Source organism: Pseudomonas sp. KU43P (assembly GCF_033095865.1).
In the GTDB taxonomy this organism is placed as follows: Bacteria; Pseudomonadota; Gammaproteobacteria; order Pseudomonadales; family Pseudomonadaceae; genus Aquipseudomonas.
The window spans coordinates 1,838,606-1,852,824 of sequence record NZ_AP019365.1; the positions used below are offsets into that span (position 1 = coordinate 1,838,606).

2 protein-coding genes are annotated in these 14,219 nt (G+C 67.6%); one reads left to right on the forward strand and one right to left on the reverse strand.

What is annotated here, in order from left to right:
* Nucleotides 1–246 precede the first annotated feature (246 nt).
* A complete protein-coding gene (locus KU43P_RS08480) occupies nucleotides 247–13,200 on the forward strand; it encodes a non-ribosomal peptide synthetase (protein ID WP_317662265.1) in 12,954 nt (4,317 codons plus the stop codon).
* Nucleotides 13,201–13,459: 259 nt separating this feature from the next.
* Here KU43P_RS08480 and dsbG read toward each other — a convergent pair whose 3' ends face one another.
* Nucleotides 13,460–14,218: a thiol:disulfide interchange protein DsbG gene (dsbG, locus tag KU43P_RS08485; RefSeq protein ID WP_317662267.1), complete on the reverse strand. Its 759-nt coding sequence runs from the start codon at nucleotides 14,216–14,218 to the stop codon at nucleotides 13,460–13,462.
* Between the last annotated feature and the right edge of the window lies 1 nt (nucleotide 14,219).

Genomic DNA, 14,219 nt, shown 5'->3' on the forward strand with positions numbered 1-14,219 from the left:
GTGCGACAAACTATTCATAATGATAATGATTGTCAAATACGAAAGTTAATGAGTATCTATTAGTTTCAGATCTAAGCCAGTGGCCGTGATGCAGTTCACTTTTTGACAGGCCCGGCACGGCGTCCTGCCGTTAATTTCTTCCGCTGCCCATCCGTTCCCCTGTGTACATCCGGCCGCCGCACGCTGCCCGCCGACCCGCGCCAGGCAGCCCGGCCCGACCTATCCAGACACTGGCAGGAACACCCCATGACGGACGCCCACGAACTCCCGCTCTCGCTGGTCCAGGCACTGGCGCAACGCGCCGCGCGCACGCCGGACCGCATCGCCCTGCGCTTCCTGGCCGATGCCCCCGGCGAGCAGGCCGTGCTCAGTTACCGCGAGCTGGACCTTCGCGCGCGCACCATCGCCGCCGCCCTGCAGGCCCGCGCCAGCTTCGCCGACCGCGCCGTGCTGTTGTTCCCCAGCGGCCCGGACTACGTTGCGGCCTTCTTTGGCTGCCTGTATGCCGGCGTCATCGCTGTGCCGGCCTATCCGCCGGAGTCGGCGCGCCGCCATCACCAAGAGCGCCTGCTTTCGATCATCGACGACGCCGAGCCGCGCCTGCTGCTGACCGTGTCGGCATTGCGCGATGGCCTGCAGGGCCTCGAAGCCCTGGCCGGCGCCAACGCCCCGGCGATGCTGGCAGTGGACACCCTGGACCCGGCCTTGGCCGAAGCCTGGCGCGAGCCGGCGCTGGCCAGCGACGACATCGCCTTCCTCCAGTACACCTCCGGCTCCACCGCGCTGCCCAAAGGCGTGCAGGTCAGCCACGGCAACCTGGTGGCCAATGAACAGTTGATCCGCCATGGCTTCGGCATCGACCTGAACCCCGACGATGTGATCGTCAGCTGGCTGCCGCTGTATCACGATATGGGCCTGATCGGCGGCCTGCTGCAGCCGATCTTCAGTGGCGTGCCGTGCGTGCTGATGTCGCCGGGCTACTTCCTCGCCCGGCCATTGCGCTGGCTCCAGGCGATCAGCGAATACGGCGGCACCATCAGCGGCGGGCCGGACTTCGCCTACCGCCTGTGCAGCGAACGGGTCAGCGAGGCGGCCCTGGCCGGCCTCGACCTCAGTCGTTGGCGCGTGGCCTATTCCGGCTCCGAGCCGATCCGCCAGGACAGCCTGGACACCTTCGCCGAGAAATTCGCAACCTGTGGTTTCCAGGCCAGCAGCTTCTTCGCCAGCTACGGGCTGGCCGAGGCGACCCTGTTCGTCAGCGGCAGCCGCCGCGGGCAGGGCATTGCAGCGCTGGAGCTGGATGCCCAGGCGCTGGCCGCCAACCGCGCCCAGGCCGGTGAGGGCAGCGTGCTGATGAGCTGTGGCTACCCGCAGCCGGGGCACGCGGTGTGCATCGTCGAACCCCAGCGTCTGGAGACGCTGGGTGACGACCAGGTAGGTGAAATCTGGGCTGCCGGCCCGAGCATCGCCCTGGGTTACTGGCGCAACCCCGAGGCCACTGCCCGCACGTTCGTCGACAGGGACGGGCAGACCTGGCTACGCACCGGTGACCTCGGTTTCATGCGCGCAGGCGAGGTATTCGTCACCGGCCGCCTGAAGGACATGCTCATCGTACGCGGCCAGAACCTCTACCCGCAGGACCTGGAAAAGACCCTGGAGCGTGAGGTCGAGGTGCTGCGCAAGGGCCGTGTGGCGGTGTTCGCCGTGGACGACCAGGGCGAGGAGGGGATTGGCGTGGCGGTGGAGATCAGCCGCAATGTGCAGAAGGCACTGCAGCCCGAGGCGCTGATCAAGACCCTGCGCCAGGTCATCGCCGATGCCTGCCGCCAGGCGCCGGCGGTAGTGCTGCTGCTCAACCCGGGCGCGCTGCCCAAGACCTCCAGCGGCAAGTTGCAGCGCTCGGCCTGCCGCCTGCGCATGGATGACGGCAGCCTGGATTGCTACGCCCGCTTCCCGGCACCTGCCGCCAGTTGCCAAACCGGTCCCGCGAGCGAGGGCTTGCAGGCGCGTATCGCCAGTGTCTGGCGGGAATTGCTCAAGGTCGAAGCGGTGGCCGGCGACGACCATTTCCTGCTGCTGGGCGGCAACTCCATCATCGCGACTCAGGTGACCGCGCGCCTGGCCGACGAGCTGGGCATCGCGCTTGGTCTGCGCACCTTGTTCGAGGCCCCGATTCTGGCCGACTACAGTGCGGCCGTTGCGGCCGTCATCGAGCAGGGCGGCGGCCAGGCCTCGGCCATCGCCACCCTGAACCGCGGCCAGGCGCTGCCGCAGTCGCTGGCGCAGAACCGCCTGTGGCTGCTCTGGCAACTTGAACCGCAATCGGCGGCCTACAACATACCCGCCGGCCTACACCTGCGTGGCGAGCTGAACGAGGCCGCGCTGGAATCGGCGTTTCAGGCGCTGGTGGCGCGGCACGAAGCGCTGCGCACGGTATTCAGCGAAGAAGATGGCCAAGCGTTGCAGCGGGTATTGCCCGAGCAGCCGTTCAGCCTGAACCGCCTGGGCCTGGAAGGGTTGTCGGCCGCTGAGGTGGCCGAGCGTCGCGAAGCACACGCGCAGCAACCGTTCGACCTGGCCCAGGGCCCGCTGCTGCGGGTAATGCTGGTGCGCCTGGCGGACGAAGACCACCAGTTGTGGGTGACCCTGCACCACATCGTCGCCGATGGCTGGTCGCTGAACATCCTTCTCGACGAATTCGCCAAGCTGTACGCGGCCCACAGCCAGGGGCTGGAAGTGACGCTGGCGCCGCTGTCGCTGGGCTACGCCGACTACGGCGACTGGCAGCGCCAATGGCTGGCCGAGGGCGAAAGCACACGGCAACTGGCTTACTGGAAAGATCAGTTGGGCGATGCGCTGCCGGTGCTCGACCTGCACCCCGACCAGCCGCGCGCCAGCCAACAGGCCAAGCGCGCCGAACGCCTGACCGTGAAGGTACCGGCCCCGCTGGCCGAGGCCATCAAGCAGTTGGCCCGCGAACAACAGGCCAGCCTGTTCATGGTCCTGCTGGCGGGCTGGCAAGGCTTGCTGCACCGTTACACCGGCCAGGGGGATATCCGCGTCGGCGTGCCCAACGCCAACCGCCCGCGCCAGGAAACCCAGGGCATGGTCGGCTTCTTCATCAATACCCAGGTGCTGCGTGCGCAACTGCACGGTCGCCAGCCGTTCGCCGAGCTGCTGACCCAGGTGCGGCAAGCCACCCTGGGCGCGCAGGCCCACCAGGACCTGCCATTCGAACAATTGCTCGAAGCCTTGCCCGAAGCCCGCGAACAAGGCCTGTTCCAGGTCATGTTCAACCACCAGCAGCGTGACCTGTCGGCCCTGCGCCGCCTGCCGGGCCTGTTGGCCGAAGAACTGCCGTGGCACAGCCGCGAAGCCAAGTTCGACCTGCAGTTGCACAGCGAAGAAGACCATCAGGGCCGCCTGAGCCTGGCCTTCGACTATGCTGCCGAGCTGTTCGACCGCCGCACCGTCGAACGCCTGGCCCAGCACCTGCTGGCGCTGCTGGAACAGGTGTGCGCGCAACCGCAACTGGCCTTGGGCGATGTCGACCTGCTCGATGCGCCAGGGCGCCAGCAATTGCTGGCCTGGGGGCAGGCGCCTGCGCCCATGGCGCAACGCCTGGTGGTCGAGCAGCTCAACGAGCAAGCGCGCCTAACCCCGCAACGCACGGCGCTGGCCTGGGAGGGCGGGAGCCTCGACTACGCCGAACTGCACCAGCAGGCCAACCGCCTGGCCCATTACCTGCGCGACAAAGGCGTCGGCCCCGACACCCGTGTAGCCATCGCCGTGGAGCGTTCGCCGCAACTGCTGGTCGGCTTGCTGGCCATCCTCAAGGCCGGCGGCGCCTACGTGCCGCTGGACGTCGACTACCCGGCCGAGCGCCTGGCCTACATGCTGGGCGACTGCCAGGCCAGCCTGCTGCTGAGCCACAGCGGGTTGCTCGATAGCTTGCCGCAGGTCGAGGGCGTCAGCGCCATCGCCCTCGACCAGCTGCACCTGGACAGCTGGCCAAGCCACGCGCCGGGGCTGCACCTGCACGGCGACAACCTGGCCTACGTGATCTACACCTCCGGCTCCACCGGCCAGCCCAAGGGCGTGGGCAACACCCATGCGGCCCTGGCCGAGCGCCTGCAGTGGATGCAGGCCACCTACACGCTGGATGACAGCGACGTGCTGATGCAGAAGGCACCGATCAGCTTCGACGTGTCGGTATGGGAGTGCTTCTGGCCGCTGGTCACTGGCTGCAAGCTGGTGCTGGCCGGCCCTGGCGAACACCGTGACCCGCAGCGCATTGCCGCGCTGGTGCAGCAGCATGGCGTGACCACGCTGCACTTCGTGCCGCCGCTGTTGCAGGTTTTCGTCCAGGAGCCTCTGGCCGCAGGCTGCACCAGCCTGCGCCGGCTGTTCTGCGGTGGCGAGGCGCTGTCGGCGAGCCTGCGCGACCGCGTGCTGCAATGCCTGCCGCAGGTGCAGCTGCACAATCGCTACGGCCCGACCGAAACCGCCATCAACGTCACCCACTGGCATTGCCGGGCCGAGGATGGCGCGCGTTCGCCGATCGGCCGGCCGCTGGGCAACGTGCTCTGCCAGGTGCTCGATGATGAACTGCAACTGGCGGCGCCAGGTGTGCCGGGGGAGCTGTACCTGGGCGGAGCGGGCCTGGCCCGGGGTTACCTGGGGCGCCCAGGCCTGACCGCCGAACGCTTCGTGCCCCAGGCCGATGGCGATGGTGCGCGCCTGTACCGCAGCGGCGACCGCGCCCGTTGGCATGTGCAGGACGAGGCCCTGGAATACCTCGGGCGTCTCGACCAGCAGGTGAAGGTGCGTGGCTTCCGGGTCGAGCCCGAAGAAGTCCAGGCCTGCCTGCTCGGCCAGCCGGGCGTGGAGCAGGCGCTGGTGCTGATCCACCAGGATGCCGTCGGTGCGCAACTGGTCGGCTATTACAGCGGCCCCGCACTGGCGGAGGCGCTGCTGGCCAACCTGGCGCAGCGCCTGCCGGCCTACATGGTGCCGGCGCAGTTGATCGCGCTGCAACACCTGCCGCTGGGCCCCAGTGGCAAAGTCGATCGCAAGGCGCTGCCGGCGCCGGTCTGGCAGCAGCGTGAACATGTCGAACCTCAGACTGCGTTGCAGCAGCAGGTCGCGGACATCTGGCGCGAGGTGCTGAACCTGCCACGCATCGGCCTGTACGATGACTTCTTCGCCCTCGGCGGCCACTCCCTGCTGGCCACCCAGATCGTCTCGCGCACCCGCCAGGCCTGCGATGTCGAGTTGCCGCTGAAAGTGCTGTTCGAAGCCAGCGAGCTGGGCGCCTTCTGTGAGCAGATCGCCCGCATCCAGGCAGCCGGCGAGCACAACCTGCAAGGTGCGATCGCCCGAGTCGATCGCCGCCAGGCCGTGCCGCTGTCGTACTCGCAGCAGCGCATGTGGTTCCTCTGGCAGATGGAGCCGCACAGCCCCGCCTACAACGTCGGCGGCATGGCGCGCCTGCGTGGCACGCTGCATGTGGATGCCTTCGAGCGTGCCTTGCAGGCGCTGATCGTGCGTCACGAAACCCTGCGCACCACCTTCCCGGCCATCGACGGCGTGCCCTACCAGTGCGTCGCCGAAGACAGCCCGCTGCACCTGGACTGGCAGGACTTCAGCGCCTTGCCAGGCGCAACCCGCCAGCAGCGCCTGCAGCAGCTGGCCGACGAGCAGGCGCACCAGCCGTTCGACCTGGAGCGTGGCCCGCTGCTGCGCGCCTGTCTGGTCAAGGCCGAGGAGCGCGAGCACTACTTCGTGCTGACCCTGCACCACATCGTCACCGAAGGCTGGGCCATGGACATCTTCGCCCGCGAGCTGGGCGAGCTCTACGAAGCCTTCGTCGACGACCGCGAGTCGCCCCTGGCGCCGCTGCCGGTGCAATACCTCGACTACAGCGTGTGGCAACGCCAGTGGCTGGAAAGCGGCGAAGGCGCCCGCCAGCTGGCCTACTGGAAAGCCCGTCTGGGCGATGAGCACCCGGTGCTGGCGCTGCCCGCCGACCGCCCACGCCCGGCAGTGCAGAGCCACCGTGGCGAGCTGCACCGCTTCGACCTCGACCCGGCGCTGGTGGCCCGCGTGCATGCCTTCAACAACCAGCGCGGCCTGACCCTGTTCATGACCATGACCGCCACCCTGGCCGCCTTGCTGCACCGCTACAGCGGCCAACGCGACCTGCGCATCGGCGCGCCGGTGGCCAACCGCATCCGCCCGGAAAGCGAAGGCCTGATCGGCGCCTTCCTCAATACCCAGGTGCTGCGCTGCGAACTGGACGGGCAGATGACCGCCGCCGCCTTGCTCGACCAGGTACGCCAGGCCGCCATCGAAGGCCAGTCGCACCAGGATCTGCCGTTCGAGCAGTTGGTGGAAGCACTGCAACCGCCGCGCAGCAGCGCCTACAACCCGCTGTTCCAGGTGATGTGCAACGTGCAGCGCTGGGCCTTCCAGCAAAGCCGTGAGCTGGCGGGCATGCAGGTGGACTACCTGGTCAACGACGCCAGCGCCACCAAGTTCGACCTGTACCTGGAAGTCACCGACCTCGATGGCCGCCTGGGCTGTTGCCTGACCTACAGCCGCGACCTGTTCGACGCACCGCGTATCGCCCGCATGGCCGAGCATTGGCAGCAGTTGCTGGCCGGCCTGCTCGACGACCCGCAACAGCGCCTGTGCGAACTGCCGATGCTGGCCGACGCCGAGCAGCAGGTGCTGATCGGCCAGTTGCAAGGCGAGCACCACCATGCCCTCGACCAGACCTTGCACGGCCTGTTTGCCGCTCAAGCCGCGCGCACGCCGCAGGCCGGTGCGCTGACCTTCGCAGGCCAGCACCTGAGTTATGCCGAGCTCGACCAGCAGGCCAACCGCCTGGCCCGTGCCCTGCGCGAGCGCGGCGTCGGCCCGCAGGTGCGCGTAGGCCTGGCCCTGGAGCGTTCGCTGGAGATGGTGGTCGGCCTGCTGGCCATCCTCAAGGCCGGGGGCGCCTATGTGCCGCTCGACCCGGAATACCCGCTCGACCGCCTGCGCTACATGATCGAGGACAGCCGCATCGGCCTGCTGCTGAGCCAGCGCGCCTTGCTCGATACCCTCGGTGAGCTGCCGGCCGGTGTGCAGCGCTGGAGCCTGGAAGACGACGCCGTAAGCCTGTCCGCCTACAGCGATGCGCCACTGGACAACCTCAACCTGCCCCAGCACCAGGCCTACCTGATCTACACCTCCGGCTCCACCGGCAAGCCCAAGGGCGTGGTGGTCAGCCACGGTGAAATCGCCATGCATTGCCAGGCGGTGATCGATGCCTTCGGCATGCGCGGCGATGACTGCGAGCTGCACTTCTATTCGATCAACTTCGACGCCGCCAGCGAACGCCTGCTGGCACCACTGCTGTGCGGCGCTCGCGTGGTGCTGCGGGCCCAGGGCCAGTGGGGAGCCGAGGAGATCTGCCAACTGGTGCGCGAGCAGCAGGTGAGCATTCTCGGTTTCACCCCCAGCTACGGCAGCCAGCTGGCCCAGTACCTGGCCGGGCAGGGCAAGCAGTTGCCGGTGCGCCTGGTGATCACCGGCGGCGAGGCGCTGACCGGCGAGCATCTGACGCGCATCCGCCAGGCCTTCGCCCCGCAGCAGTTCTTCAACGCCTACGGACCGACCGAAACCGTGGTCATGCCGCTCGCGTGCCTTGCACCCGACACCTTGCCCGCCGACGCCGGCAGCGTGCCAATCGGGCGGGTGATCGGTGCCCGCAGCGCCTATATCCTCGACGAGGACCTGGCGCTGCTGCCACAAGGCGGCATCGGCGAGCTGTACGTCGGCGGTGCCGGCCTGGCCCAGGGGTACCACGACCGCCCAGGCCTGAGCGCCGAGCGCTTCGTCGCCGACCCGTTCAGCGCGGGCGGCGGGCGCCTGTACCGAACCGGTGACCTGGTGCGCCTGCGCGCTGATGGCCTGGTGGAATACATCGGCCGCGCCGACCAGCAGGTGAAGATCCGCGGCTTCCGCATTGAACTGGGCGAAATCGAAAGCCGCTTGCAAGAGCACGCCGACGTCGACGAAGCCGTGGTCCTGGCACTCGACCTGCCCGGTGGCAAGCAATTGGTCGGTTATCTGGTGTGCAAGCAGGCCGGCGCCGACTGCGACGCACAGGCCCGGCTGCGTGAAGCGGTCAAGACCGATGCCCGCCAGCACTTGCCTGACTACATGGTGCCCGCGCACCTGGTGCTGCTCGACAGCCTGCCGCTGATGGGCAACGGCAAGCTCGACCGCCGCGCATTGCCAGCGCCGGACCTGGAACAGGCCCGCCAGCATTACCAGGCACCGGCCAACGCGCTGGAAGAGCAACTGGCCCAGGTATGGCGCGAGGTGCTCAACGTTTCCCGTGTGGGCGTGCAGGACAACTTCTTCGAGCTGGGCGGCGATTCGATCCTGTCCATCCAGGTGGTCAGCCGAGCCCGCCAGTTGGGGTTGCAGTTCACACCACGCGACCTGTTCCAGCACCAGACCATCCAGACACTTGCCGCCGTGGTCACCCGCAGCGAGGCCGCCAGCGGCATCGAGCAGGGGCTGCGGCAGGGCAAGACTGGCCTGACGCCGATCCAGCACTGGTTCTTCGACAGCGAAGTGATTCAGCCCCAGCACTGGAACCAGGCGGTACTGCTGCAAGTGCGCCAATCGTTGGACCAGGCGCAACTCGAATACGCACTGGCAGGGCTGCTGGAGCACCATGACAGCCTGCGCCTGCGCTTCACCCAGGCAGCTGGCCGCTGGCAGGGCGAGTATGCCGCGCCTGCCAATGCGCAGTTGCTGTGGACGGCCACGGTGGCCGACTTCGAAGACTGCCAGGCGCTGTACAGTGACGTGCAGCGCAGCCTGGACCTTGAACAGGGCCCGTTGCTGCGCGCCGTGCTGGTCACGGACGGGCAGGGTGCCCAACGCCTGCTGCTGGCGATCCACCACCTGGTGGTCGACGGCGTGTCCTGGCGGGTGCTGCTCGAAGACCTGCAGGCGCTGTACCGTGGCCAACCACTGGTGGCCAAGACCCACGCCATGGCCGACTGGGCCGCACGCGTGGCCAGCTACGCCGGCAGCGACTCGCTGCGTGACGAGCTCGGCTGGTGGCAAGGCCAGCTCGGCAGCCTGCGCCATGACCTGCCTTGCGATCACCCGCAAGGTGGCAACCTGCATCGCCATGCCGACACCTTGACCATCGACCTGGACGTGGAGCAGACCCGCCAATTGCTGCAACAGGCCCCGGCGGCCTACCACACCCAGGTCAACGACCTGTTGCTGACCGCCCTGGCACGCACCCTGTGCCGCTGGAGCGGCGACCAGCAAGTGCTGGTTCAGCTCGAAGGTCACGGCCGTGACGGCCTGTTCGAAGACATGGACCTGACCCGCAGCGTCGGCTGGTTCACCAACGCCTACCCCCTTTGCCTCAACCCGCAGGCGGGTGACGGCGATGCCGCGCGCGCCACGTCGATCAAGCGGATCAAGGAACAACTGCGCCAGGTGCCGCACAAAGGGCAGGGCTACGGCGTGCTGCGCTATCTGGCCGAGCCTGCCACCCGTGAACACATGGCGGCGCTGCCGCAGGCGCGGATTACCTTCAACTACCTGGGCCAGTTCGACCAGCAGTTCGACGCCGCAGCGCTGTTCCAGCCGCTGGATGCCCCGGCGGGCCTGGCCCATGATCTGGATGCGCCGCTGCCGAACTGGCTCAGCGTCGACGGCCAGGTCTACGGCGGTGCCTTGCAGCTGCGCTGGACCTACAGCCGCGAGCGCTACGCTGCGCAGACCATCGCCCAACTGGCCGACGCCTACCGCCAGGAGCTGCTGGCTCTGGTCGCCCACTGCCTGGCCGATGGCAACGGCAGCTTCACGCCGTCGGACTTCCCGCTGGCGCACCTGACCCAGGAGCAGATCGACGCACTGCCGGTTGCCGCCGCCGAGATCGAGGACGTCTATCCACTCACCCCGATGCAGGAAGGCCTGCTGCTGCACACCCTGCTGGAGCCGGGCACCGGCATCTACTACATGCAGGACCGCTACCGCATCAACAGCGCCCTCGACCCGCAGCGCTTCGCCCAGGCCTGGCAGGCCGTGGTGGCGCGGCACGAAGCCCTGCGTGCCTCGTTCAGCTGGAACGCCGGCGAAGCGATGCTGCAGATCATCCACAAGCCGGGCAAGACGTCGGTCGACTACCAAGACTGGCGCGGCCTCGACGAAACGGCCCAGGAGCAGCGCCTGCAGGCCTTGCACAAGGACGAGCGCGAGGCCGGTTTCGCGTTGCTGCGCGAGGCACCGTTCCACCTGCGCCTGGTGCGGGTCGACGATGAGCGCTACTGGTTCATGATGAGCAACCACCACATCCTCATCGATGCCTGGTGCCGCTCGTTGCTGATGAACGACTTCTTCGAGCTCTACCAAGCCCTCGGCGAAGGCCGCCAGGCGCAACTGCCGGTACCGCCGCGCTACCGCGACTACATCGGTTGGCTGCAGCGCCAGGACCTGGACGAGGCCCGTGGCTGGTGGCAGGCCAACCTGGCCGGCTTCGAGCGCGCCACGGCCATCCCCAGCGACCGCCCGTTGCGCAATGACCACGCCGGGGACGGCATGGTCGTCGGTGACTGCTACACCCGTCTGGCCGTCAGCGACGGAGTGCGCCTGCGCGAACTGGCCCAGGCCCACCAGCTGACCATCAATACCTTCGCTCAGGCGGCCTGGGCGCTGGTGCTGGCACGCTACAGCGGCGAACGTGACGTAGCCTTCGGCGTGACCGTGGCCGGGCGCCCGGTGAGCCTGCCGCAGATGCAGCGCACCGTCGGCCTGTTCATCAACAGTATCGCCCTGCGCGTGCAACTGCCCGCACCCGGCCAGCGCCGCAGCGTGCGGCAGTGGCTGCAAGGCCTGCTGGAGCGCAACATGGAACTGCGCGAGTACGAATACCTGCCGTTGGTAGCGATCCAGGAATGCAGCGAGCTGCCCAAGGGCCAGCCGCTGTTCAACAGCCTGTTCGTGTTCGAGAACGCGCCGGTGGAAAGTGCGGTGCTCGACCATGCCCAGCACCTGAACGCCAGCTCCGACTCGGGCCGTACCCACACCAACTTCCCCTTGACGGCGGTGTGCTACCCGGGCGACGACCTGGGCCTGCACCTGTCATTCGACCAGCGCTACTTCGACTACCCGACCGTCGAGCGCCTGCTGGCCGAGTTCAAACGCCTGCTGCTGGCGCTGGTGCAGGGCTTCGAAGGAGATGTGAACGAACTGCCGCTGCTCGGTGAAGCAGAACAGCGCTTCCTGCTCGACGACTGCAACCGCACCGAACACGCCTATGCCCTGGAGCACAGCTATGTTTCGCTGTTCGAGGCGCAGGTCGCCGCTCACCCGCAGCGCACCGTGGCTCGCTGCCTGGAGGCGTCCTACGACTATGCCGGGCTGAACCTTGCGGCCAACCGCCTGGGCCATGCCCTGGTTGCCGCGGGCGTGGCCGTCGACCAGCCTGTCGCTTTGCTGGCCGAGCGCGGCCTGCCGCTGCTGGGCATGATCGTCGGTAGCTTCAAGGCCGGTGCCGGCTACCTGCCGCTGGACCCAGGCCTGCCGCCGGCGCGCTTGCAGCGCATCGTCGAGCTCAGCCGCACACCGGTGCTGGTGTGCAGCGCGGCCTGTGCCGAGCAGGCGCGCCAGTTGCTGGATGAACTGGTGAGTGTGGCCCGGCCGCAGCTGCTGGTATGGGAAGACATCCAGGCCAGCAACGTCGCCAGCCACAACCCCGGCATCCACAGCGGGCCAGACAACCTTGCCTACGTGATCTACACCTCGGGCTCCACCGGCCTGCCCAAGGGCGTGATGGTCGAGCAGCGCGGCATGCTCAACAACCAGCTCAGCAAGGTGCCGTACCTGGCCCTGAGCGAGCAGGACGTGATCGCCCAGACCGCCTCGCAGAGCTTCGACATCTCGGTGTGGCAGTTCCTCGCCGCGCCGCTGTTCGGCGCCAAGGTCGAGATCGTGCCGAACACCATTGCCCACGACCCACAGGGCCTGCTGGCGCATGTGCAGGCCACCGGCATCACCGTGCTGGAAAGCGTGCCGTCGCTGATCCAGGGCATGCTCGCCAACGACCATCAGGCCCTCGACGGCTTGCGCTGGATGCTGCCGACCGGTGAAGCCATGCCCCCGGAGCTGGCTGCGCAATGGCTGCAGCGCTACCCGGGCATCGGCCTGGTGAACGCCTACGGGCCGGCGGAGTGCTCGGACGATGTGGCGTTCTTCCGCGTCGATCATGAATCGACCCAGGGGAGCTACCTGCCGATCGGCACGCCGACCGACAATAACCGTCTGTACCTGTATGACGAAGACCAGGCCCTGGTGCCGCTGGGGGCCGTAGGCGAGCTGTGCGTGGCCGGTACCGGCGTAGGTCGTGGCTATGTGGGTGATCCGCTGCGTACTGCGCTGGCGTTCATCCCGCATCCGCACGGAGCGCCGGGCGAGCGTCTGTATCGGACCGGCGACCTGGCACGGCGGCGGCCGGACGGTGTGCTCGAGTATGTCGGGCGTATCGACCATCAGGTGAAGATTCGCGGCTACCGCATCGAGCTGGGCGAGATCGAGGCCCGTCTGCACGAGCAGGTCGAGCTTCGGGATGCTGCGGTGGGGGTGCAGGAAGGTGTCAATGGCAAGCACCTGGTCGGTTACCTGGTGGCGCATCAGGGTGTCAGCGCCGACGCCGCGCTGCTCGAGCAGGTCAAGCAACGCCTGCGCGCCGAGTTGCCGGAGTACATGGTGCCGCTGCACTGGGGTTGGTTCGACAGCCTGCCGCACAACGCCAACGGCAAGCTCGATCGCAAGGCCTTGCCGGCCATCGACATCGGCGGCCAGCACAGCCAGGCCTACCTGGCGCCGCGCGATGAGCTGGAGGAAGTGCTCGCGGGTATCTGGGCCAGTGTGCTCAAGGCCGAGCGGGTAGGGGTGCACGACAACTTCTTCGAGCTGGGCGGGCATTCGTTGCTGGCGACGCAGATCGCTTCGCGGGTGCAGAAGCAGCTGCAGCTCAATGTGCCGCTGCGGGCGATGTTCGAGTGCAATACGGTGGAGGCGTTGGCGGGCTATGTGCGTGGGTTGCAGGACAGTGCATTGGATGAGGACAAGGTGGATCGGCTGAGTGACCTGATGGCGGAACTGGAGGGGTTGTGATGGGTTCGCCGAGCGTCAATCACCGTCCATGAGATCGAGCGCCGCCCGTTCGGCGCATCGCGGATGAATCCGCTCCTACAGAGGCCGGCGCAATTTCTCGGCGGGCGCCAAAGGCGAACAACCATGGCCTTACAGACCATGGCACGTTGCAACAAATGTAGGCGCGGATTCATCCGCGATGCGCCGCGCGGGCGGCGCTCGATTTGTGCCGCGCCACAACGCCCAAGGCTTGCACCGACTTCGCGCGCCAGCCAGAAACTCAACGCTTCCCGAGAATCTGCCCCAGCAACTCGGGACGCGGCGCCCCCTGTTGGCTCTGCAGGTTCCCCTGCTCATCCTGATAGAAAATCGCCGGCGTCGCCTGCAACCCCATCTCGTCCATCAGTGCCATGTTGGCCTCAAGCTTCTTCTGCACCGCCTCTGGCACCTGCTCCAGCGCCTTCAAGGTGCTCGCCTTGCCGGCCTTCTCATGCTGCTCCAGCGCCTTGGCCGGATCCTTCGCGGCCAGCAGCGCCGCCGACTTGCCCGGGCTGTCCTCGCGAATGATGCCGACCATGATGTGCCGCAGCTGCACCTTGCCCGACTCCACCCACGGCCGGGCCTGCTGCCAGAACATGTTGCAATACGGGCAGTTCGGGTCGCTGAACACATACACCTTGCGCGGTGCATCCGCCTTGCCGTCGGCGATCCAGTTGGTCTTCTCCAGCTTGGCCCAGATGGCTTTGGACATCGGCCCGTACACCAGCTTTTCCAGCGGCTCGGCGCTCATGTCCTTGCCTTGTTCGTCGAGCAGGCTACCGACCAGCACGTGCTTGCCACCGGGCGTGAGGTACAGGGCGATGCCGTTGTTCTGGTACTCGGCGGCGTAGCCGCGCAGGCCGTCAGGCGCATCGAAGCTGCCCTTGATCACGGCGCCCTTGGCTTGCAGTTGCTGGATCGCCTTCGGCAACTCTTCAGCCTGCGCCATGGGGCTGGCCAGCAGGGCCAGGGAGAGGGGCAGCAGTGCAGTCAATCGCATG